Here is a 22,577-nt window from a genome sequence, read left to right as displayed (position 1 = left end):
TAAATCATGATAGAATTAAAGCTTGCAATAGTAGGTTATGGTGGTATGGGTGGATACCACGAGAGAGAGTTAATAGCAGAAAATGAACGTGTAACCGTTAAAGGTGTATATGATATAGATGAAAAAAGAATAGAAGAAGCTAAAGCAAAAGGACTTGTAGCATATGAAAGTTTTGAAGAAGTACTTAAAGATGATGAAGTTGATGCTGTCTTAATAGCAACTCCTAATGATAGTCATAAGGAGTTAGTTATAAAGGCTTTAAATAATAAAAAGCATGTAATATGTGAAAAGCCAGTAAGTCTTTGTAGTGAAGATGTGTTAGAAATGGATGAAGCAGCAAAGGCAAATCAAAGAGTATTTATGGTACATCAAAATAGAAGATGGGATTCTGATTTCTTAATAATAAGAGATTTATATAAAAATAAACAAATAGGAGACTTATTCCAAATAGAATCAAGAGTACATGGAGCTAATGGAATACCTGGTGATTGGCGCCACATTGAAAAACATGGTGGAGGAATGCTTCTTGATTGGGGAGTTCATATATTAGATCAATTATTATTTATGATAGACAGTCCTGTTAAAAGTGTTATGTCTGACTTAAGTTATGTACTTGGAGACGAAGTTGATGATGGTTTTATTACTTATATAACTTTTGAAAATGGAATAAGAGCTGTATTAGAAGTAGGAACATCAAACTTTGTTAAGCTACCAAGATGGTATGTAAAAGGATTAAAGGGCACTGGAGTAATTTATGATTGGGATTTAAGTGGTAAGATTGTGGTGCAAAATGATTTAGATAAAAAGACCGAATTAATACCGATTAAGGCAGGTGAAGGATTTACAAAAACTATGGCACCTCCGTCAGAAGAAAGTACTACAACTTTAGATTTACCAAGTCCATCATGTGAATATGAGTCATTTTATACAAACTTCTCAAGAGTTGTTAGGGAAGGAGCTACTCCAATAATAAAAAATGAAGAAGTATATAATGTAATGAAACTAATTGAAGCTATATTTGAATCTTCTAGAAGTGGAGAAGTAATAAATTACATGAAAAAGTATGACTGCTGCTCATGTTAAGTAGCTAGCAAAATAATAAAAAAGGGTCTATCTTTAATAAAAAGATAGGCCCTTAAAAAATGGTGAACTTATATAAAGTTCACCATTTTGTATATAATTTTATTATGCTTCTACAGCAACTGGCTCTCTTACAGCAAGAGTAGTTTCTTTATCGAATATATGGATTCTGTGCTTATCCATAGCAAGCTTTAACTTATCTCCAAGTTTGATTCTGTATCTACCATCAAATCTAGCAGTTACAGTATCTTCACCTAATTTTAAGTATGCGTATATTTCAGCACCCATAAGTTCACTTATTTCAACAGTAGCTTCAAAAGTACTATCTGTACTATTATCTATAAATACATCTTCTATATGTATATCTTCAGGTCTAATACCTAAAGTAACTTCTTTACCTATATATCCACCAGATATTATAGCTTGGCATTCACCTTTATTTAAAGCTATGTTTACATGGTCATTTATAGCATGTATTTCTCCATCTTTTTCAACTAACTTAACATCTATAAAGTTCATTTGAGGAGCACCCATGAATCCTGCAACGAATTTGTTAGCTGGAGTATCATAGATATCTTGAGGAGTAGCTATTTGTTGTACTAAACCGTCTTTCATAACAACTATTCTATCAGCCATTGTCATAGCTTCTACTTGGTCATGAGTTACGTATATAAAAGTAGTTCCTAATTGTTGATGTAATTTAGTTATTTCAGTTCTCATTGATGTTCTAAGCTTAGCATCTAAGTTACTTAAAGGTTCATCCATTAAGAATACCTTAGGATTTCTAACTATAGCACGTCCTAAAGCAACCCTTTGTCTTTGACCACCTGATAAAGCTTTTGGCTTTCTCTCAAGTAACTTTTCTAAATCTAATATTCTTGCAGCTTCTTTTACTTTTTTATCTATTTCATCCTTAGGTAATTTTCTAAGTTTAAGTGCGAATGCCATGTTATCGTAAACAGTTAAGTGTGGGTATAAAGCGTAGTTTTGGAAAACCATTGCTATATCTCTATCCTTAGGGTCTACGTCATTTACTAATTTATCCCCTATATGTAACTCACCAGAACTTATATCTTCAAGCCCAGCTATCATTCTTAAAGTAGTAGATTTACCACAACCAGATGGTCCAACTAAAACTACGAACTCTTTATCTTCTATATCTATATTTACGTTCTTTACAGCGTTAAATCCATTGTCATATGATTTGCATATATCTTTTAATACTACATTTGCCATTTTATATATCCCCCTAAAAATTGTTTTGTAAATATTTCCTTAACTACATAGTACTAAATAAATGTTTTCCTGGAAATGGACAATTTAACCAAAAAAAATATACAAAATATACAAAGGTTTTCCTTAGAAAAATAGTTGCAAGAACAACTATCATAATATATACTAGATAAAGTTAAGATAAGTCGAGCGAATATATAAAAATTATACTTGCAGGGGGTGAATAATTTGGAAAAAGAGAGAGCTGAGAATATTGGTAAATATATTTCTTTTATATATAGAAAAGGCGGAGGATTTATTTCAAGAGGTCTTTCTGATATAGGATTAGGATTTGGCCAGTTAATGTTTTTACTAGAACTTTATAGAGCAGATGGAAAGAGCCAAGAAGATTTATGTGAACTTTTAAATATAGATAAGGGAACAACTGCAAGAGCTATCAAAAAATTAGAAGAAGAAAGTTTTGTAATTAGGTTTAAGGACGAACATGATAAAAGAGCCTACAATATATATTTAACTGAAAAAGCTAAAGAATTAAAACCTAGTGTATTCAAAGTTTTAGATAACTGGAATGAAATAATCACTCAAGGTTTTGAAGAAAGTGAAAAAGAACTTACACTGGAGCTACTAAAAAGAATATGTAGAAATGCCAGTTCGAAATAGGAGGTAAATATGAATAATACACAAGAAATGTTAGCCAATGAACCGGTAGGAAAACTACTTATGAAGTATTCAATACCAGCAATAATAGGAATGATGGTAAATGCATTATACAATGTAGTAGATAGAATATTTATAGGAAACATACCAGACGTTGGCCCACTTGCAATAACAGGTGTAGGTGTAACATTACCTATAATGACTATATTGTTAGCATTTGCAATGCTTGTAGGTATAGGTGCTACTACAAATATATCTATAAAGTTAGGGCAGGGTAAAAGAAATGACGCAGAAAAAATTATAGGAAATACTATAACATTATCTGTAATAGTAGGTGCTACATTAACGATAATAGGAATAGTATTTGGAAATAACATACTATCTTTATTTGGAGCAAGTGAAGGATCTATGTATTATGCAAAAGCTTATATAAATATAATATTAGTAGGAGCTGTATTTAATATATTAGCATTTGCACTAAATAGTACAATAAGAGGAGATGGAAGTCCAAAGATAGCTGCTATGATAATGGTAGTAGGATGTTCTACAAATATAGTATTAGATGCAGTATTAATATTTGTATTTAAAATGGGAATACAAGGTGCAGCAGTAGCTACAGTAATATCTCAGGCAGTTACAGCAATATGGGCACTTTCATATTATTTAAGAGGAAAGTCAAACCTAGCATTTAAGAAGGAAAACTTAAAATTAGATGCTAGTATAATAAAAACAATATTTGCTATAGGATGTGCACCATTCTCTATGCAAATAGCAGCAAGTTTAGTTCAAGTTATAAGTAATAATTCATTAAAGGCTTACGGCGGTGATTTGGCAATAGGTTCAATGGCTACTATAATGTCTATAATGATGATATTCTTAATGCCTTTATTTGGGATAAACCAAGGTGCACAACCTATAATAGGATTTAGCTATGGTGCAAAGAGATATGATAGAGCGAAGAAGGCATTTATGATGTCTTTGGCAGCAGGAACAGTAGTATTGCTAATAGGAGCTTTAGTGATTCAATTATGCCCACAAGTAGTAGTAAGACTATTCAATCCTGATCAAGAGCTTATGGGAATAACTATTAATGGAATAAAAAAATATGGTTTAATGCTACCAATAGTTCCAATATCTATCTTAGGTTCAAACTATATACAATCTGTAGGTAAAGCTAAGGAAGCTATGCTACTTAGTTTATTAAGACAGGTAATACTTCTTGTGCCTATGATATTAATATTACCTAAGTTTATGGGATTAGATGGAGTATGGTATGCTCAACCGGTATCTGACTTTATTGCTGTTATAATAACTGCTTTAATATTAGTGAAAGAATTTAAATCATACAAAAAAATACAAGATGAAGCTGAGTATGTAGAAGCTTATATGTAGAATATATAAATTTAAACTCCTAATAGTCATATTATTTATGATTATTAGGAGTTTTTTTATTATAATATATTTATCGATATGCACAACACTTTTAGGGCCTACTGGTATTATTTAGGAAAAATGTTACAATAAAAATATAGATAAGTTTTAATTGTTATGAATTATGAACTAAAATAGAAATAAAAAAATACTCAGGTGATTTATTAATAAAGTCTGATATTAAAGATGAAACCTTAATAGATAAAATTTTCAAGGACAAATAATTAGTAGGAATACAAGTTATTAATAACTAAATAAGTAGTATAAGTAATTTTAAGAAAGTAAAACTAATATATTTTATTGTAAATAGATTATATTGGGGGAGATTCTAATTAAAAAGCCTATAAAAACTTTCTTATTATCCGTAATATTAATAATATCAATATCAATAACAGCATGTTCAAAACCTAGGCAAGATACTAATCAAGAAATAGATAACAATGAAACCAAAGAAGTTATAACAGATGTGAAAAAAGAAAAACTAACAGATATGTTAAAGGGGAAATATATTTTTGGAAAGACAGACTACGAACCAGGGGAAATTCTTTATTTTAAGGATGATAAAGAAATAATATCACTTTATAGCTATCATATAGAAATATCTAATGTTAAAGAAGTAATTTCAGATAAAGATAGTGCTACTTACAAGCTTGAAACTACTGGGTCTGAAGATTCGAAAGAAACTACAAATTGTACTTTGACTATATCTAAAGAAAGTGAGGATACTATTAGCATGACATGGATTTATGATGATGAAGACAATAACGGTAATGCATCAGATGTAAAGATATTAGATGCAAAAGAATGTGTAGAATCAATATACAAAGCTTATCCAAATTATAACCACGATAAAGATTGGAATAATATTGGATTAACTGATGAAATATTTAAAGAAGTAAATAGTTCACTTAATGAAAATAATAAACAAGTAAATTCAAGCAAAGAAAATAGTAATAAAACTCCAAATAAAGAGAGCAATAATAAAGATAAAATATCAGAGTCAAAAGCCTTAGAAATATGTAAAAGTAAACTTAAAGGGGTTCTAGGTACAGATTTCTTAATATTAGGTGATGGACAATATGGTATGGTTAAAACAGTTACTTACAGTGGAGTTAACTATTATTGTATATATTTACAAAGTGAAGAGTGTATAGCTGATTATAGATTTTGCGTAAATACTAATAGTGGAGAAGTTTTCTATGAAGATGTTTCTGCTTTTGGTAAATTAACTCCTATAAGTAAGTATATAGCATCTCTTGAAGAAGACAAAGAAGCATCAAATAACGAGTCACAGCCAATAAGCAAAACAGAGGCCGAAGATCTTGTTAAAAATATGCTTGTTAATAATGGTAGTTATGTAAATTCACATATAGAATTTGATTATGAAGAGGGAGATTTTTACATAATCCATGCTTATGATATTATAGATGATGGAGATGGAAATACTCATACAGCTACTTCTGGATGGTATAAAGTTAATAAGCTTACCAAAGAGATAACAAGTGAGTTTTAATAAAATGGAATTTAAGAGTTAGAGCCTATTAAGGCTTTAACTTATTTTTTTATAGGGGGAATAGCGAATGAAAAATATTATAAAAGAGTATGAAGGTATTATTTTAAGATATACTCATGAGGAAGATTTAGAATTTGTTATAAATGCAGAAAGGGATATTGAAAATGCAAGGTATGTAGGTCAATGGAGTAGAGAAGACCATATAAATTCTTTTTCAAATAAAGATATACTTCATATTATAATTGAAGATGCAATTACGTTTAAGAGTATTGGGTATATTATTATGGCAGGTATTGAAAATCATAACAATAGTATTGAATTTAAAAGGTTTGTTATCTGTGAAAAAGATAAAGGGTTTGGAAAGATAGCTTTGAAATTAATTAAAGAGTATGCTTTTGATGAGCTAGATGCCAATAGGCTTTGGCTTGATGTAAGGCATAAAAATTATAGAGCACAAAATGTTTATAAATCTCAAGGATTTAAAGAAGAGGGAGTTTTAAGAGAGTGTATTTTATACAATGAAAGCTATGAATCTCTTATAATAATGTCCATGTTGAAGAGTGAATATATAGTAAAAGGGTGGTAAATATGAAACTTAGAGCTAAGAAACTTACAGAGCAAGATGCAAAAGAAGCATCTAGTTGGAAGTATAGTGGAGATTATGAAATATATAATTTACCTAGTTGGGATGAGATGGTTAAACAGAATTATTCACTATGTGATGAATTAAAAAGAAATAGATTTACAGCTTATTTAAGTGAAGATAATGAATTAATGGGGTTTGTTAATTTACTTGATGAAGGAGATTCTGTATTTTTTGGAATAGGAGTAAATCCTATACATTGTAATAAGGGAATTGGAAAAGAAATTATAAAGCTTGCATTAGATGATTGTAAGCATCGATTTTTAGGTAAGTCAATTATACTAGAGGTCAGAACCTGGAATAAGAGGGCTATAGCATGTTATAAATCTCAAGGATTTGAAATCATTGATACTAAAATACAAGGAACAAATCTTGGTATTGGAGAGTTTTATGTAATGAAATACATAGAAGAATAAATAATTAAGGTAAGAAGGTAAATTTATGAAAAATATATTTTATTATGATACTGAAATAGGAAGAATTGGAATTGCTGAAGATGGGCAAGGAATAACTAATCTTTATTTGGAAAATAAATTATCATCAGAAGGCATGACTATAAAAGAAACAGACTTAATTAAAGAAGCAGCAAGGCAACTAGAAGATTATTTGTCAGGGAAAATAGAAGTATTTGATATTCCCCTTTCATTAAAAGGCACTGAATTTCAGAAAAAAGTATGGGAAGAGCTTAAAAAAATACCTTATGGTAAGACATATAGTTATAAAGAATTGGCAGAGAAAATTGGTAAACCAACAGCAGCTCGTGCGGTAGGTATGGCTAATAATAAAAATCCAATTTTAATTATTATTCCATGTCATAGAATTATTGGAAAAGATGGAAGCCTTGTTGGATATGCAGCTGGACTTGATATTAAAGAGCGGCTATTAGAAATAGAGAAGCCTAATACAAAAAATAATCTCACATCTTAATAGATGTGAGATTATTTTTTATACTATATAGTTTTCTTTTCATTAATAATGTTTAAACTCTCAAAATAACTTGTAGATAAATATATACCATATATAATAACTACAATTACAATAGATGTTATCATATTTTTTAATATACCTACCTCTGAAAATTCTGGAATCATAACATATATTAATCTAGTTACGAATGCAGAGTGTAAAATTGCTAATGCTAATGGAGTAATGAAAGTAACAAATACTTGCATGAAAATTGTTTTCTTTCTATCACTTTCCTTAACCCCTAGTTTATCTAATAGTTTAAATCTTTCTTTATTAACTGCTGACTCTGAAAGTTGTTGTAAAGCAAGTACTGCACCTGCTGATATCAGTAATATTACGCCAACATATACTGATATGAAAGACAGCGTAGTATTAAGGGCAACTTTTTCGCCATCTATTACTAATTTTTGACTAAGATTGTATTGTCCATTGGCAGAAGACTCTCTAAACTTAAAGAGAGCATTTAAAAACATATTGTCATAAGTATTGTTTGATTCAATATAGTTAACATTTAAAGTAGTTGTGACAGGATTTAGGTCACTTAAAACTCTATCAGGAACAATAATAGTTCCGTTGTCCACAGCGCTTATATTTGTGCTATATGTTAAATTATATAAACTTGAATATTTTAATTTAAGCATAGTACCATTTACTTCAATAGGTTTTGGGTTACTTTTTACATAACTTTCATATATAGGTTTGAACGTTTTTACATCGTAGTTTATTATAAACTCATTGCTGTTTAACTTTATTTCATCTAGACCTCTTTGTTTTCTAACTGAGTTATAATCATTAATTCCAATAATGTTAATATATTCATATTTAGACTCATCTAGTAAATTTTTGTTTGTAATAAAATCAGCTAGAGTCACATTCTTTAGACTATATTTTTTTACTTCGCTAGTACTAGATGCCAATTTATCTAGTGAAATATTATTTTCTAATAACTCTTTTTTTATTGTGGTATACTTATCACTTGACTTCTTTTTATCACTGTAAGTTTCAGAAAACTCATTAGGAGTCGTATCAAATCTAGTTATAGATGCATCATAAGGAGTTGTTTCTTTTAAATCTAAAATCAAATACTTACCCATTGTCATACCAAATGGCATTATTATCATAGCAATAAGTAATAATACACAAATAGCAGTAATAGATGAACTCGTAGTTTTAATACGACTACTTATTTGATTTATTATAAATAAATTTAAATTGTTGTAGTATATTCTTTTGCTCTTTTTTAGGTTTATTATTATGAAATCAGATACTGATAAAAAGAATAAGTAAGTTCCTGAAATAAGTAGAGCTATACCAGAAGCAAATACCATTAAATATCCTAAACCTGTACGTGGACTAGATTTAAAAAATATTATATATGATACTATTGTAAATAATATAGATATAGCAAATAATATTAATTTTGAAGCTTTTCCTGGTGTAACAAAAGATTCATTCTTTTTATCTGAGTTTAATAAATCTATTAAACTATTCTTTTGTATATTATTTTTGTTAAATTTATTAACTATTAATAATACCAACACATAGAATACTATTGTTTTTATTGTTGCAATTATTGATAATGAAAATTTGAAACTTAAACTGACAATTGACAACATTTTAAATGCAATCATACTTAGACCTTGAGATAAGAATATACCCATAAGCAATCCTACAACCAAAGAAATTGAACCGATATTTACAGTTTCTTTAAACATTAATTTATTTATATCTCTTTTATCCATACCTAGAGTTGTATAAACACCAAATTCTTTTTTTCGTTTTTTCATAAGGAAGTTATTTGAATATGTTATCAAGTATCCAAATATAAGACATATTACTATAGAAAATCCTGCTAAAAGACCTCTTGCCATATAAATATATGAATCTAACATTATGTTCCCATTTAATAGTGCTAAATTATCATCTAAAGCGTTGAACGAGTATAAAAGAGCTACACCAAAAGCTAGAGTTATGAAGTATATGGTATAATCTTTAATACTCTTTTTCACATTATTTTTTGCAAGTTCCTTAAATAATTTATTTGAAATTTGAGAAACATACTTTTTATTTTTTCTTTTTTTACGACCTCTATTAGAAGACATGCTGATTGTCACCTCCAAGAAGTGATATCACTTTAATTATTTTATCAAAGAATTCTTTACGTGTATCATTTCCACGAACCAACTCATTAAATATCTTACCATCTTTTATAAATAATATTCTTTTGCAATAACTAGCAGTAAAAGCATCATGTGTTACCATTAAGATAGTTGCTTTTAATTCTTCATTTAATAATTCAAGGTTTTCTAAAAGCATTTTTGCTGACTTAGAATCTAGTGCACCTGTAGGTTCATCTGCTAATATTAATGAAGGATTTGTAATTATCGCTCTTGCACATGCTATTCTTTGTTTTTGTCCACCAGACAATTCATAAGGGTATTTGTTAAGGATTTCTTTAACTCCTAGTTTCTCTGAAATAGTGTCTATCTTAGTATCTATTTCTTTGGGAGATTCACCTGTAATTGCTAGAGATAAGGCAATATTATCACGAGCACTAAGTGTATCTAGTAAATTAAAATCCTGGAATATAAACCCAAGTTGCTCTCTACGAAACTTTGATAATTCATATTCATCCATCTTTGTGATATCTTGATCAGAAATATAAATATTTCCAGATGTTATACTATCTATAGTAGATATACAGTTTAAAAGAGTAGTTTTACCACTACCTGATGCACCCATGATTCCTATATATTCACCAAGTTCAACATCAAAGCTTATATTATCAACTGCCTTAGTAAGGCTTCCTTTATTTCTATAGTATTTTTCTATATTATTAACTTTAAGTATTTTATTCATAATTATTACCTCCCTTTGTTGATATAATAATATCATTTAAAAAATATTGTTTCCACAGATTAACGTAACATGAATATAACATCTTTGTTATATTATGTAGATTTTAATAGATTATAGAATATTTAATAAAAAAAGAGGCTATTATTTAGCCTCTGTAAAAGTTAATTTAACTATGGTTCCTTCTTCAATATTAGGTAAAACCTTAATATCAACTTCTAGTTTATCACATAATTTTTTGCATAGATATAGGCCGATTCCAGTTGAACTAGAGCGTTTTCTACCATTAACACCGATATATCCTTTCTCAAATACTCTTGATATATCCTCTTGTGGTATACCCATACCATTATCTTTTATATATAAGTTAACTTGGGTATTGATTTTTTCACTATAAAACTCTATTACAGGTGTATTACCTTTGTATTTTATAGAATTGCTTATAATTTGACCAATAATAAATTCTACCCATTTAGAGTCTGATAATATATAAAAATCTAGGTCGTGAATTTTAGGTTTTATGCCTTCATTGATAATTTCCTTTGACTTTCTTCTTACAGTATTCATTACAATTTCTTGTAAAGATAATTTCTTTATAAGGTAATCTTTTTCAACTGTATCACTTTTTGAAACGTATAATACTTGCTCTATGTAATCATCTATTTTATTTATCTCTTCTTCGATACTTAATGTAGTAATATTTTTATTATTTTCTATTAATAGTGTAGAGACTGCAATTGGAGTCTTAACCTCGTGTACCCATGTTTCAATATACTGTCTGTATTCTCTAAATTTACTATTATAGCTTGATGTGACATCATTTATGTATTTACCTTCTACTTTTAAAATATTATATAAAATTTGGCCTTCGGTGAAGTTTGGCTTATCAATTAACTGTGTAATATAAGATTTCTCTTCTAATTCATTTAAGCTTTTTAGTAAATTATCATAGAATTTCTTTCTTTTAAAAAAATCAGTTAAAAATATTAATAAAAAGCCTACAGCGAACATCATATTGATGAAAATAATATAATATATACTCATATCAATTAGATATAAAAATGCAGATGTAATTGTAAATGTAAGAAGCAATATTAAAATACTAATAATTTTATCTTTTAAGTACTGAGTTATTGTCATACCATATACCCTTGGCCTCTCTTAGTGATTAAGTAATCATCAAGACCGATATCTTCGAGTTTTTTTCTAAGTCTATTGATATTTACGGTAAGTGTACTATCTTCTACAAACTCAGCCATATCCCATAAACTACTTATAATTGCATTTCTAGGTATTATATTTCCCTTGTTTTCCATTAATATCTTTAATACTCCAAGTTCATTTTTTGTAAGTTCTACGGTTTGACCACAGTGAGATACTTTACTTTTTAATACATCTAGCATAGCACCATTGTGAACAATTGTAAGAGATTTAGTGTTACCATAAACTCTTTTTAATACTGATGAAATATGTGCTAGAAGTATTCTTGGATTAAATGGTTTTGTAATGAAATCATCTGCACCTAAATTTAATATATCAAGTTCATCAAGATCACTTTTGCTACTTGTAACTACTATAATAGGTATGTCTGATTTTTTTCTTATTTCTCTACATATATAAAACCCATCGTACACAGGCAAATTAAGGTCTAGAAGTAGTAGATTAGGATGTGATTTTATGATAGCATCTACTATATTTTTATAATCATCACTAGTAATACATTTGTATCCATTTCTCTCTAGAAGTGTAAACAGTTCAGTTTTTAATTTTATCTCATCTTCAACTATAAAAATTTGTTCCATAGTTAAACCTCCTTTGATAATATTAATTATTGGTAATATGTTTTATTTTACCATAATAATTAATTAAATTATAATACAATATGTAAGCTATACTTATATCTCAGAATATATACAATCTCTGTGCAAAAATATTTTATAGATACCTAATACTATGAAAAAAAATTTCTTGTCAATTTATTGTTATGAAAATACTATGCATGCAATGTAAATAAAGATAAATAAAATATAAGTGGCTATGAACCAAATAATAAAGTAACTCATAATATATCATAGAGAAAATTTGCAAAAATATATTAATGGGGAGGATATATTATGGATTGCTTAAAACCTAAGGCAGGAAATTCATTGGTTAGAATTTTTCATGCAGCTCCAGAAGCACCAGCTGTAGATGTTTATATTGACGGAAAGCCTTTCATTAGAAATATAAGTTACAAACAATTTTCCAAATACGTGAATGTACCAGAAAATATTGAGACTATCACGTTATATGTGGCTGGAGATGATACTCAGCCAGTACTAGAGCAAGATTTAGATTTTCAGGCGGGAAAAATATTTACTATGGCTATTACTGGTAACTTAGATAATTTATCAGTAGAGCCTTTGGAAGAAAGTATTGATCAGATGCCTTCAAGAGATAATACTATTGTAAGGTTTGTTCATCTTTCACCTAACTTACAAGATATTGATATATTAAATCAAGGTGAAGTTATAGTAAGTGACTTGGAATTTAGAGAGTTTAGTGATTATATGCCTTTTCCATTTGGAGATTTTAGATTTATAGTGCAAGATGAGGAAACTAAGAAAAATGTAGCAGGTATCAGTGCTACTTTAAATGCAGAGAGAATTTATAGTTTGTATATTATAGGTGAACCTCAAAGTCTAGAGGTTATTCAAAGTGTAGATGGAAACACTTATGCTTGTAGAGGATATTATTATTAAATTTATGTGCAGTCTCTATACAATTGTATAGGGACTATTTTATTAAAAAAAATTATAAATAATGTTTAACATGTTTTGCACCGGGTATATATTTATTATCTTAACAAATGAAATTCAATGAATCAAAATATATATAAAATTTTAGGAGGAGTATAACATGAAAAAATATGTATGTGTAGTATGTGGATGGATATATGAAGGAGATAGCGTACCAGAATTATGTCCAGTATGTAAAAAAGGATCAGACGCTTTTGAAGAAATGAAAGGCGAAATGGTATGGGCTGATGAGCATAGAATAGGGGCTGCTCAAGGTGTAGATGAAGAAATATTAGAAGGCTTAAGAGCTAACTTTGTTGGTGAATGTACAGAGGTTGGAATGTACTTAGCTATGGCTAGACAAGCAGATAGAGAAGGATATCCAGAAGTTGCTGAAGCTTACCAAAGAATAGCATTTGAAGAAGCTGATCATGCTGCTAAGTTTGCTGAGTTATTAGGTGAAGTTGTTGTTGCTGATACTAAGGCTAACTTAAAGGCTAGAGTAGAAGCTGAATATGGAGCAACTGAAGGTAAATTAAAGATAGCAAAAAAAGCTAAGCAATTAGGATTAGATGCTATACATGATACAGTTCATGAAATGTGTAAAGATGAAGCTAGACACGGTAAAGCATTCTTAGGATTATTAGAAAGACATTTTGGAAAGCAAGCTTAATTAAATAATATATTTAGAGACATCCTTATTATGAGGGTGTCTTTTTTATTATAAGAAAATCATAACCTATATATGGGAAAATTAAAGTGAATTTATTATATTTATACTAAGGCTATAATCTAAATGGATAATGTTTTCCTGGTATTTCATAGATTTTGTAATTTATCTGATTTGTTTATTAATTGTAATGTATAATAGCAATCCTCCTAATTAAAGTCATGTATATGTAAATTATTGAATTGAATATTAAAGTTTTAATACTATAGAAATCTTTATTTATAAATGATTTATTAAAATTCGTAATACTTTCTAGTTAATACACCTAATTATATTATAATGATTAGTGTTAATGAATTCTGTTCAATTATAGAATTATTTGTATAAATTGGAATAATTTTAATTTTACATAAAAAAGTATTTATATTGAAAATAAAAATTAGTGGTGTTACGCTTAAAGCAAATGGGGATAGATAAATTAATAACAATCATAATGTTGATTTATCTAAGAGATTTACATAACTAAATTAGGGGGATTTATATGTCAGGACAAAGTAAGAAACTAACGTTAGTGCCATTAATACTTATGATTTTTACATCAGTATTTGGTTTTGCAAACATGCCAAGAGCATTTTACTTAATGGGTTACTCTGCAATACCGTGGTATGTGTTTAGTGCTGTGCTATTTTTTATACCTTACGCATTTATGATGGCAGAGTATGGTTCAGCTTTTAAAAAAGAAAGCGGTGGAATGTACTCATGGATGGAAAAATCGGTTGGAGCTAAGTATGCTTTCGTAGGTACTTTTATGTGGTATGCTTCTTATATGATATGGATGGTAAGTGTATCATCTAGTATATGGATACCACTTTCAAATGCAATATTTGGGGCAGATAAAACTGCAACGTGGTCTTTATTTGGATTTAACTCAGTTAAGACTTTAGGAATATTAGGTTCCATATGGATTTTAATAGTTACTATGGTATCTACGAAGGGGATAAGTAAGATAAGTAAGATAACTTCTATCGGTGGAGCAGCAGTTACTTTACTTAATGTAGTGCTGTTAGGTGGAGGAGTGTTAGTAGTATTTTTAAATGGTGAACTTGCAGAGCCTATAACAAATATTGCTCAGTCTTTTACTACATCACCAAGTCCAGGTTATCAGACTCCTTTGGCTGTACTTTCTTTTTTAACATTTGCAGTGTTTGCATTTGGAGGACTAGAGGTACTTGGAGGGCTTGTTGATCAGACTGAAAATGCTGAGAAGACGTTCCCTAAGGGTCTTGCTATATCGGCAATAGTAATATCTATAGGTTATGCACTTGGAATATTCGCTTGTGGTATGTTTACCAACTGGAATGAAGTGTTAGGTGGAGATCATGTAAATATGGCAAATGCCACTTATTTACTTATGAGTAACTTAGGCTATAAGATAGGTCTTGGATTTGGAATGGCAGAATCTAGTGCACTTGTTGTCGGGGCTTGGACAGCTAGATTTGTTGGTTTATCAATGTTCTTATCTTTAACTGGAGCATTCTTTACACTTACTTATTCGCCACTTAAGACTATTATACAAGGTGCTCCTAAAGAGGTGTGGCCTGGCAAGCTAGGTGAGTTGAAAAACGGTATGCCTATTAATGCGATGAAGGTGCAAGCTGTGATTGTTATAGTGATGATTCTTATTGTTTCATTTGGAGGAGAAAATGCAGCTGATTTCTTTGCTATACTTACGCTTATGACTAATGTTGCAATGACTATTCCTTATATGTTCTTGTCTGCTGCTTTTCCTGCGTTTAAGAAAAAGCAACTTAATGGTAAGGTAGATAAGGCGTTTGTTGTCTATAAGTCTTATGGGGTTGCAATGTTTGCAGCAGTTGTTGTCACTGTTGTGATTGGATTTGCTAATGTGTTTACTATTATTGAGCCAGCGCTTTCTTCTCCTGAGGGGATTACTAAGACTATTACTATGATTGCTGGTCCACTATTATTCTCTGTGATAGGGTTTGTATTGTTTACTATTTATGAGATGAAGCATGGTGATGGAGATAAGAATAAGCATAAAATAGCAGGATAATATTAAGAGGGGCTAATATATAGAAGAATAAATTACAGATATCTAAAGATAAATAAAATCTTAAGATATCTGTTTTTATATGAAATAAATTAGGATATAATGTTAGTATATTGTTAAATTTATATGAATTATAAAAATTTTGGGGGAAAATAATGGATAGCATGGCTAGTTATGTTTGGAGTATTGATTATAAATACCTTGTTGGGATGATAGGGTTATTACCTATAGTAGCTTATCTAGTATATATCACATCTAAACATGAAGAAAAAGAAAAGTATTTACTACTTAAGGTATTTGGGTTTTATATATTAAGTAGAAGTACCTTTAATATTAAATTTGGAACTTTACCAATAATAATACCTATTGGATACTGTATTTATTACTTCTTTATAAAAGGTGAAAAACAAACTAATTATAAGATTAAGAAAAAGGCATCTATCTTAGGAGTAGCTATGCTTTATATAGGTATAGCAAGTGGGCATATTTTAGAAAAAGTAGAATTTACTGATAGGAAAATATCTACAGAAAATAATAGTATAATTAGTCTCAGCGAGGATTTTGAATCAATAAAGCACAACTTAGATATAGACCATGCTTATATAGATGATTTTAAATTAGAGTATGACAAAGATAATAAAATAAAGTCTTTATCCTACGGAATAATAGACTATGAAAAGCGATACAATGTCAAATATGAAAAAGGAAAATATTTAGTAAAGGTTCAAAAAGGATATAAAGACCAGTCAACATATTACACTTATCCAGAGCAATATATGCAAGCTAAAGACTTCTTAGAAGTAATAGGAAGGACAGACTTTATAAAAAGTGAGGATGCAGATTTTTATAGTGTAATTTACAATGGAACTTATGATGGATATTACGAATGTGAAGATGTATATTCAGTAAATTTATATAACTACACAACTAGTAAAATAAAGGACTTCTCACAAGTAGATCATGGTCTTGTTATTAGCCATTCTAATGTTAAAAAGGTTGGTGAAAAACAAACATCAATTATAGATACACAAGCATATTTGGTTAACTATTCTTTATTAAATGATGAAGATTTATATAAATATGAAGATATAGAAATTACAATTGAAGATATAAAAACAGATGAAGATGTAGTTATATACGATACTTTTGATGTTGCATATATTTACGACAAGATAAGTAATGGTGGATGGGCAGAAGTACATGACATGTCGCTAGATATTAAGCCAGATATATTTTTAAAAGATAATAAGGGGAATGTTTTAGGATTCTGTAAAGGAAGTAGTTTTGTAAGACGTGATTTAGAAACTACTAGCGTATGGTACTCTGCACCATCAGGGTTATATGAATTTATAAATGAATACTTAAGTAAATAATAAAGAAGGTATCCTAAATAAGATCAAGGATACCTTCTTTATTATATATTTTTAATTATAAGGAACTATATAAGGATATGCACTTGAATTACGTTGTTCCATATTTTCATCAAAATCAAAATTAGAATTCTGATTCATAAAGAATAACCACCAAAAAGGAAACGGTACTTGGCCAGGAAAAAATACAGGGCCGTGATGAGGAAAATGACCAGGTCCATGAGGGAAAAATCCTTGGCCACCCATCATATGACCGTGAGGCATAGGAGGGTCCATAGTACCCATCATTTGTCCATGAGGCATAGGAGGGTCAATAGCACCCATCATGTTTCCAAAAGGCATACAAGGACTCATATTAGCCATCATATCTTCATAGGACATACAAGGATCCATATTATTCATCATATTTCCAAAAGGCATACAAGAGTCCATAGTACCCATCATATTTCCACAAGACATAGAAGGATTAGGTAGACAAGGACTCGGCATACACATAACCGGATAATTAAAAGGCATATTACAACAATTCATATTATTCATTCTTGAATATTCATCAAACCAATTCATAATTAAACAACTCCACCCCTTAAGCTTAAATATTTAATGTCTAAATATAATATACATATAAGTACAAAAAGGTTCTAAGAATAAGCCTATTTTATAGAAAGTAACTGAATAAGTACTTAAATCATAATATAAATAGTTGTAAGTAAAATTATTATGAAACGTAATTTAAGAGGGGGATTATATATGTTTGATAGAGAGATTAATCAACTAGTAAGTGCTATAAAAAATACTAATGAATATAAGCAAGCTGAATTAGCTAGAAAAGCTATAGATAAAAATAGATCATTAAAAAAACAGCTAGAAGAATATGCAAATAATCAAAAGAAACTACAAGGCAGATATAAAGATGAACAATTGAAAATAAAAATAGAAGGATTAAATAGATCTTATGAGTCTATATTCAATCACCCGGATGTTATAAAATACAATCAAGCTTCCTACTCACTAAATAACATGATCAATAATATTTATGTAGATATAGAAAAGCATTTGTAAAAATAAAAATTAATAAGATAAGTATACTTTATGAGAGCGCATTGCGCTCTTTTTTATTTCTAGCTAGAATGCAACTAGTTTTAAATAATTTTTGTTATGCTATAAATCCTTGAAATTTAAACACTTTGACCACCATAAATACATCTAAATCTGTAACTATAATATATAATTTCTTTATATTAATACAATTATTTATTTTATTTTATTTTTATTTTAGTATATAAGGAATTATTTTTTAGTTTTTTAGTTACAACACATATGTAATCATTGCTATTACTATGATTAAAGGTGTAACCAAAAATTTAAAATTATAGTTATATCTAGTTACAACTACTTAGAAATGTTGGAAATACTTAATTTAGAAGATGAATTTTAGTTAAATAATATATAAAAACTTGAAACCGTTCATAGTGTATAATTGTCTAATTAGTGTAAGGTAATTACCAACACATAACTGAAAGGAAAAATTAAAGACACATGTTAAAAGAACTAAAAGTAAAGAGAGCTATAAATGGTGATGAAAAAGCATTTATATCTATCATAGAAGAACAAAAAGAAAAGTTATATAAAACAGCATATGCATACGTAAAAAATGAACAAGATGCTTTGGACATCGTACAAGAGACTGTCTACAAAGCCTACATATCTATAGATACCTTAATAAAGCCAAAGTACTTTAATACATGGCTGACAAAAATATTAATAAATATATCAATAAATACCTTAAATAAAAATAAAAAAGTAACTTACCTAGAGGAAGAGCCTATGGCCGAAGGTTCAACTACACTAGATAATAAGGATACAGAAATTGACATACTTAACGAGCTAGACAAGCTTGATAAAAAATACAAGGATGTAATAGTTTTAAAATACTTTGAGGACTTAACTATAAAAGAAATAGCAAGTGTCTTAGAGATACCAATAGGAACAGCTAAGACCTATCTAAACAGAGGATTAACAAGCTTAAGAATTTCAATAGGGAAGGATGAATTATAAAATGAGTGAAAAGTATATAAGAGATAATATAGAAATACCAAATAAATTAGATGATTATATATTAAAAGGAATCGAAAGAGGAAGAGAAGAGAAAATATTTGTAAAGAAGAGAAATAGATTAAATACTGTAGTTAAGGTGTCAAGCATACTTATTGTAGGAACACTGGGTCTAGGGATTATAAATCCTGAAATAGTTAGAGCAATACCGATAATTGGCAGGGTATTAGATGGATTTGAAAGTAGTAATTTTGGTACACCTGTAGATAAATATGTAAAATATGCTGAAGGAGTAGGTATTGTATCTGAGAATAAAAAGGCTACAGTCACATTAAACGAAGTCATAGTAGATGAAAATATATGTATGTTTGGATTTACAATTGAAAGCGATGCACTTAAAGGATATGAAGGAAAAAATTCAGGTGATTTTATCAATATAGATCAAGAAATAACTATAGATGGAAAGAGTATAGATACAATAGGCCACAGGGCTAGAAAAATAGATGACAGAACAGGTGCACTTGTACTAACTGCAAATATAGCTGAACTAAAGTTAAAAGGTAATGTAAAAGTAGATATAAAAATAAATAGTATAAATGGTACAAAAAAAGTCAGAGGCAATTGGGAATTTAATATAGAAACGAATAAAGTCAAAGGTTCAAATAGAATAAATATAAATCAAAATTATGATATTAAAGGAAACAATCTTATAATTGATGAGATAGTTACTTCACCTTTATCAACTACAGTCATGCTTAGTGGTGTTGATGACATAGAAAATCCTACTATCTTTGGAAGTGATTATAAAGTAATAGACGATAATAATAATTTATTAAAATCAAGTGTAGTATCCATGAGTATGGATAATACAACGGGAGAAATATCAGGTAAGCTAGAAATATTTAATGATACTTCAAATACAAGATATATACAGTTAATACCAAATTGGGGTAGAGATGTAATTGAAAAAGAAGTAGAAGGGATATATGTAAATCTACTTACGACAACAGGTAGTGGAGAGAGAGAAGAAGTACTTATTTCAAGAGAACCAACAAAAGAAGAAAAGAAGAACGGGTATGCTTTATCTAAGGTTTATTATTACATAAATATGGATAAAGAAAGAGAGTTTTTATCATTAGAAGAATTAAAAGATTATGAAATACAAGTTAATAATACTGATAAAGTAAAGATTAAAGACATAGAAGTAGGGAAGAATAATACAAAGATAACTATGAAGGTATATGGAAACTATGACCATCTAAGCCAGCTAGTTTTATTTGACGAAGATATGAATGATGTAGCAGCATGGGAAGGTCATATTGGAGCTGTGTTAGAAGATGAAAAAGAGGGCATTTACAGTATAACTTTTGACAAAATAGATACATCTAAAAAGTATAAAATAGCAATACCAATGACTAAGGACATTGATTTAAATAGCAAAGATAAAATTAGAATAAATTTAGAACAGAATAACTAAAGCTTAATTTATATTTAGATATAATATTATTAAATAAAATATAGGGTATTTAGCCCTATATTTTATTTTTATTTATTAAACTTTTCAACTTTAAAATTAACTTTGTTGTTCGGTAGCCTAATATATAGGCAACGAGATAATATATCAAGTATAAATTTGCAGAGTCATTTAGATATACAAGGATTATAATCAAAAATGTGATAACAATTTCATAGATTCTTTATAAAATAGAGTAAAGATAAATATTTAATTTATATAGTATTGAAACTTGTAAGTTGAAATTTATTTGATTTTTATAATTTGTTATTGACAAAATATTTTTTTAGAGTAAAATAGTTCTCATAGAAACTATTTAGTTCTTATGCAAACTAAAAAAGAGATTTTATATGGAGGTCAATATTATGGACAGAATAAATAAATATACACCTAGGGTGAAGAAAAATACTTTACTATTTATAGCAGGAATAGTTTGGGCATTTGCAGGATTTAGAGTTTTATCTTTAGGTATAGTTGATGCTATATCTAGTAACAAAAATTGGATAACTACACTTGTTATTTCAAGTTTCATATTTTATATATTTTATAAGTTTATATTTAGCAAAATATATAAAAAGCATACTAAAAGAATTATAAATAGTACATTAGAAAAACACTGTGTATTTTCATTTTTTGATTTTAAAAGCTATATGATAATGGGAATTATGATGTTTTTAGGAATAAGTGTTAGAAGTGCTGGGATATTTAATCCTTGGTATGTATCGATATTTTATATAGGATTAGGATTTGCTCTTTTTATGGCAGGTATGCTATTTATAATAAGTTCAATCAAATTTGAAAATACAAAGTTAAAATATATTAATTAGTTTATGGAGGGGAAAATGAAATACGATTCTTTTGAAATAGCAATGCTTATAAAAGAAATTTACTCAAGTACAATGGGCATAGTTAGTGAAAACTTAAAAGAAAGTGGACTTACACATCAACAGATTATGGTTATAAAACTTATTGCTCATAGAGGTAAGGTTAATATTTCTCAATTATGTGAGGAGATGTCTTTAGCAAAAGGGACAGTATCAGGCATAGTTACAAGATTAGAAAATGCAGGTTATATTGAAAAAGCTAAGACTGAAGGTGATAAGAGAAATACCTATATTACATTTACAGAAAAAGGATTAGAGTTTGCAATGGAATTTAGAAATAAAATTAATGAGAGTTTTGATAATGTTTTTAAAAACTTCTCAGAAGATGAAATAGGTGAAGTAAGAAATAATTTATTAAAAATAAGAGATAAAATTAAGGAGGAGAAATAATATGAGTTCAACATTAATTTTTGCAATAGTTACAATAACATTAGCTTTAATATTTTACACAATAGGGGTGTTTGGTGAAAGAAAAGCAAAAAGCCTTAATAAAAATCATGTAATAATCTTTTGGCTAGGGTTAGTATGTGACACAATTGGTACTTATACAATGGGGCAAATTGCAAAGACTGGTTCATCAACGATGAGTACAACTAGCTTAGCATTACATGGTGTTACAGGTTTTTTAGCTATAGTACTTATGTTATTTCATGCTTTATGGGCGACTTGGGTATTATATAAAAATGATGAAAAGAAAAAAGAAACTTTCCATAAATTTAGTATAACTGTATGGATTATATGGCTAGTACCTTATATTATAGGTATGATTTTAGGGATGGCATAGTAGTTAATAGTCTGTAGAAGAAATGCATTATATTAATTGTATTAAAATCTAAAAAAGCATTCTAAAATGAATAA

Annotated in this window: 23 protein-coding genes; 17 read left to right on the top strand and 6 right to left on the bottom strand. The window is 28.6% G+C overall.

Going from position 1 to position 22,577, the window contains the following annotated elements:
• Nucleotides 1-6: 6 nt before the first annotated feature.
• Nucleotides 7-1,083 carry a Gfo/Idh/MocA family protein gene (locus CHL78_RS01550; protein ID WP_094365999.1) on the top strand — a complete coding sequence of 359 codons (1,077 nt, stop codon included), beginning with the start codon at nt 7-9 and terminating at the stop codon, nt 1,081-1,083.
• 102 nt (nt 1,084-1,185) lie between these two features.
• Here the strand turns inward: CHL78_RS01550 and CHL78_RS01545 are convergent, their stop codons facing one another.
• Nucleotides 1,186-2,316: an ABC transporter ATP-binding protein gene (locus CHL78_RS01545; RefSeq protein WP_094365998.1), complete on the bottom strand. Its 1,131-nt coding sequence runs from the start codon at nt 2,314-2,316 to the stop codon at nt 1,186-1,188.
• A 225-nt stretch (nt 2,317-2,541) separates the two neighbouring features.
• On the opposite strand from CHL78_RS01545, the gene CHL78_RS01540 reads away from it, so the two are divergent.
• The 6 genes from CHL78_RS01540 to CHL78_RS01515 all read left to right on the top strand — a co-directional run bounded on the left by CHL78_RS01540 (nt 2,542) and on the right by CHL78_RS01515 (nt 7,484).
• Complete coding sequence (locus tag CHL78_RS01540) at nt 2,542-2,973, top strand: MarR family winged helix-turn-helix transcriptional regulator (RefSeq protein WP_094365997.1); 432 nt, start codon at nt 2,542-2,544, stop codon at nt 2,971-2,973.
• Between the two features lie 9 nt (nt 2,974-2,982).
• Nucleotides 2,983-4,362 (top strand): MATE family efflux transporter, encoded by a 1,380-nt coding sequence (locus CHL78_RS01535; protein WP_094365996.1) that lies wholly within the window; start codon nt 2,983-2,985, stop codon nt 4,360-4,362.
• A 355-nt stretch (nt 4,363-4,717) separates the two neighbouring features.
• Nucleotides 4,718-5,914, top strand: coding sequence for a hypothetical protein (locus CHL78_RS01530; protein WP_094365995.1), 1,197 nt, complete (start codon nt 4,718-4,720; stop codon nt 5,912-5,914).
• 67 nt (nt 5,915-5,981) lie between these two features.
• A complete protein-coding gene (locus CHL78_RS01525; protein WP_094365994.1) occupies nt 5,982-6,500 on the top strand; it encodes a GNAT family N-acetyltransferase in 519 nt (172 codons plus the stop codon).
• A gap of 2 nt (nt 6,501-6,502) precedes the next feature.
• Nucleotides 6,503-6,973 carry a GNAT family N-acetyltransferase gene (locus tag CHL78_RS01520; protein WP_094365993.1) on the top strand — a complete coding sequence of 157 codons (471 nt, stop codon included), beginning with the start codon at nt 6,503-6,505 and terminating at the stop codon, nt 6,971-6,973.
• A 25-nt stretch (nt 6,974-6,998) separates the two neighbouring features.
• Nucleotides 6,999-7,484, top strand: coding sequence for a methylated-DNA--[protein]-cysteine S-methyltransferase (locus CHL78_RS01515; RefSeq protein WP_094365992.1), 486 nt, complete (start codon nt 6,999-7,001; stop codon nt 7,482-7,484).
• Nucleotides 7,485-7,507: 23 nt separating this feature from the next.
• On the opposite strand, the gene CHL78_RS01510 is transcribed toward CHL78_RS01515, so the two are convergent.
• From CHL78_RS01510 to CHL78_RS01495, 4 genes are all read right to left on the bottom strand, one after another.
• On the bottom strand, nt 7,508-9,625 hold the full coding sequence (locus tag CHL78_RS01510; RefSeq protein WP_094365991.1) for an FtsX-like permease family protein: 2,118 nt from the start codon (nt 9,623-9,625) through the stop codon (nt 7,508-7,510).
• Nucleotides 9,615-10,382 (bottom strand): ABC transporter ATP-binding protein, encoded by a 768-nt coding sequence (locus tag CHL78_RS01505; RefSeq protein WP_094365990.1) that lies wholly within the window; start codon nt 10,380-10,382, stop codon nt 9,615-9,617. The genes CHL78_RS01510 and CHL78_RS01505 overlap by 11 nt, the downstream gene beginning before the upstream one ends.
• Before the next feature lie 141 nt (nt 10,383-10,523).
• A complete protein-coding gene (locus CHL78_RS01500) occupies nt 10,524-11,519 on the bottom strand; it encodes a sensor histidine kinase (protein ID WP_094365989.1) in 996 nt (331 codons plus the stop codon).
• On the bottom strand, nt 11,516-12,181 hold the full coding sequence (locus tag CHL78_RS01495; RefSeq protein ID WP_094365988.1) for a response regulator transcription factor: 666 nt from the start codon (nt 12,179-12,181) through the stop codon (nt 11,516-11,518). The genes CHL78_RS01500 and CHL78_RS01495 overlap by 4 nt, the downstream gene beginning before the upstream one ends.
• Nucleotides 12,182-12,493: 312 nt before the next feature.
• Between CHL78_RS01495 and CHL78_RS01490 the strand changes: the two genes are divergently transcribed.
• From CHL78_RS01490 to CHL78_RS01475, 4 genes are all read left to right on the top strand, one after another.
• Nucleotides 12,494-13,120 (top strand): DUF4397 domain-containing protein, encoded by a 627-nt coding sequence (locus CHL78_RS01490; RefSeq protein WP_094365987.1) that lies wholly within the window; start codon nt 12,494-12,496, stop codon nt 13,118-13,120.
• 157 nt (nt 13,121-13,277) lie between these two features.
• Nucleotides 13,278-13,829 (top strand): ferritin family protein, encoded by a 552-nt coding sequence (locus CHL78_RS01485; RefSeq protein ID WP_094367188.1) that lies wholly within the window; start codon nt 13,278-13,280, stop codon nt 13,827-13,829.
• A gap of 538 nt (nt 13,830-14,367) precedes the next feature.
• Nucleotides 14,368-15,900, top strand: a complete 1,533-nt coding sequence (yjeM, locus tag CHL78_RS01480; RefSeq protein WP_094367187.1) for a glutamate/gamma-aminobutyrate family transporter YjeM — start codon at nt 14,368-14,370, stop codon at nt 15,898-15,900.
• Between the two features lie 152 nt (nt 15,901-16,052).
• On the top strand, nt 16,053-17,270 hold the full coding sequence (locus CHL78_RS01475) for a hypothetical protein (RefSeq protein WP_094367186.1): 1,218 nt from the start codon (nt 16,053-16,055) through the stop codon (nt 17,268-17,270).
• Between the two features lie 51 nt (nt 17,271-17,321).
• Here the strand turns inward: CHL78_RS01475 and CHL78_RS01470 are convergent, their stop codons facing one another.
• On the bottom strand, nt 17,322-17,834 hold the full coding sequence (locus CHL78_RS01470) for a hypothetical protein (protein ID WP_116041159.1): 513 nt from the start codon (nt 17,832-17,834) through the stop codon (nt 17,322-17,324).
• A gap of 183 nt (nt 17,835-18,017) precedes the next feature.
• On the opposite strand from CHL78_RS01470, the gene CHL78_RS01465 reads away from it, so the two are divergent.
• The 6 genes from CHL78_RS01465 to CHL78_RS01440 all read left to right on the top strand — a co-directional run bounded on the left by CHL78_RS01465 (nt 18,018) and on the right by CHL78_RS01440 (nt 22,503).
• Nucleotides 18,018-18,329: a YlbF family regulator gene (locus tag CHL78_RS01465; RefSeq protein ID WP_158540613.1), complete on the top strand. Its 312-nt coding sequence runs from the start codon at nt 18,018-18,020 to the stop codon at nt 18,327-18,329.
• A 477-nt stretch (nt 18,330-18,806) separates the two neighbouring features.
• Entirely contained in the window at nt 18,807-19,325 is a 519-nt protein-coding gene (locus tag CHL78_RS01460; RefSeq protein ID WP_094367734.1) for a sigma-70 family RNA polymerase sigma factor, read from the top strand.
• A gap of 1 nt (nt 19,326) precedes the next feature.
• The gene (locus tag CHL78_RS01455; protein WP_158540612.1) at nt 19,327-20,799 is read left to right on the top strand and encodes a DUF4179 domain-containing protein; all 1,473 of its coding nucleotides are present in this window, start codon (nt 19,327-19,329) and stop codon (nt 20,797-20,799) included.
• Nucleotides 20,800-21,200: 401 nt separating this feature from the next.
• Nucleotides 21,201-21,662 (top strand): hypothetical protein, encoded by a 462-nt coding sequence (locus CHL78_RS01450; RefSeq protein ID WP_094367732.1) that lies wholly within the window; start codon nt 21,201-21,203, stop codon nt 21,660-21,662.
• A gap of 15 nt (nt 21,663-21,677) precedes the next feature.
• Nucleotides 21,678-22,109, top strand: coding sequence for a MarR family winged helix-turn-helix transcriptional regulator (locus CHL78_RS01445; protein ID WP_094367731.1), 432 nt, complete (start codon nt 21,678-21,680; stop codon nt 22,107-22,109).
• A 1-nt stretch (nt 22,110) separates the two neighbouring features.
• A complete protein-coding gene (locus tag CHL78_RS01440; protein ID WP_094367730.1) occupies nt 22,111-22,503 on the top strand; it encodes an HsmA family protein in 393 nt (130 codons plus the stop codon).
• Nucleotides 22,504-22,577 lie beyond the last annotated feature (74 nt).

The organism is Romboutsia weinsteinii, from assembly GCF_002250835.2.
GTDB classification, from domain to species: Bacteria; Bacillota; Clostridia; order Peptostreptococcales; family Peptostreptococcaceae; genus Romboutsia_A; species Romboutsia_A weinsteinii.
The sequence above is the reverse complement of the archived record's forward strand: the minus strand, read 5'-3'. Positions and strand labels throughout refer to the sequence as shown.

Bases quoted from the DNA above. Each gene is read 5' to 3' on its own strand.
- CHL78_RS01550 (WP_094365999.1), top strand. From the start codon at position 7: ATGATAGAATTAAAGCTTGCAATAGTAGGTTATGGTGGTATGGGTGGA.
- CHL78_RS01545 (WP_094365998.1), bottom strand. From the start codon at position 2,316: ATGGCAAATGTAGTATTAAAAGATATATGCAAATCATATGACAATGGA.
- CHL78_RS01535 (WP_094365996.1), top strand. From the start codon at position 2,983: ATGAATAATACACAAGAAATGTTAGCCAATGAACCGGTAGGAAAACTA.
- CHL78_RS01525 (WP_094365994.1), top strand. From the start codon at position 5,982: ATGAAAAATATTATAAAAGAGTATGAAGGTATTATTTTAAGATATACT.
- CHL78_RS01520 (WP_094365993.1), top strand. From the start codon at position 6,503: ATGAAACTTAGAGCTAAGAAACTTACAGAGCAAGATGCAAAAGAAGCA.
- CHL78_RS01515 (WP_094365992.1), top strand. From the start codon at position 6,999: ATGAAAAATATATTTTATTATGATACTGAAATAGGAAGAATTGGAATT.
- CHL78_RS01510 (WP_094365991.1), bottom strand. From the start codon at position 9,625: ATGTCTTCTAATAGAGGTCGTAAAAAAAGAAAAAATAAAAAGTATGTT.
- CHL78_RS01505 (WP_094365990.1), bottom strand. From the start codon at position 10,382: ATGAATAAAATACTTAAAGTTAATAATATAGAAAAATACTATAGAAAT.
- CHL78_RS01500 (WP_094365989.1), bottom strand. From the start codon at position 11,519: ATGACAATAACTCAGTACTTAAAAGATAAAATTATTAGTATTTTAATA.
- CHL78_RS01495 (WP_094365988.1), bottom strand. From the start codon at position 12,181: ATGGAACAAATTTTTATAGTTGAAGATGAGATAAAATTAAAAACTGAA.
- CHL78_RS01490 (WP_094365987.1), top strand. From the start codon at position 12,494: ATGGATTGCTTAAAACCTAAGGCAGGAAATTCATTGGTTAGAATTTTT.
- CHL78_RS01485 (WP_094367188.1), top strand. From the start codon at position 13,278: ATGAAAAAATATGTATGTGTAGTATGTGGATGGATATATGAAGGAGAT.
- yjeM (WP_094367187.1), top strand. From the start codon at position 14,368: ATGTCAGGACAAAGTAAGAAACTAACGTTAGTGCCATTAATACTTATG.
- CHL78_RS01475 (WP_094367186.1), top strand. From the start codon at position 16,053: ATGGATAGCATGGCTAGTTATGTTTGGAGTATTGATTATAAATACCTT.
- CHL78_RS01470 (WP_116041159.1), bottom strand. From the start codon at position 17,834: ATGAATTGGTTTGATGAATATTCAAGAATGAATAATATGAATTGTTGT.
- CHL78_RS01465 (WP_158540613.1), top strand. From the start codon at position 18,018: ATGTTTGATAGAGAGATTAATCAACTAGTAAGTGCTATAAAAAATACT.
- CHL78_RS01460 (WP_094367734.1), top strand. From the start codon at position 18,807: ATGTTAAAAGAACTAAAAGTAAAGAGAGCTATAAATGGTGATGAAAAA.
- CHL78_RS01455 (WP_158540612.1), top strand. From the start codon at position 19,327: ATGAGTGAAAAGTATATAAGAGATAATATAGAAATACCAAATAAATTA.
- CHL78_RS01450 (WP_094367732.1), top strand. From the start codon at position 21,201: ATGGACAGAATAAATAAATATACACCTAGGGTGAAGAAAAATACTTTA.
- CHL78_RS01445 (WP_094367731.1), top strand. From the start codon at position 21,678: ATGAAATACGATTCTTTTGAAATAGCAATGCTTATAAAAGAAATTTAC.
- CHL78_RS01440 (WP_094367730.1), top strand. From the start codon at position 22,111: ATGAGTTCAACATTAATTTTTGCAATAGTTACAATAACATTAGCTTTA.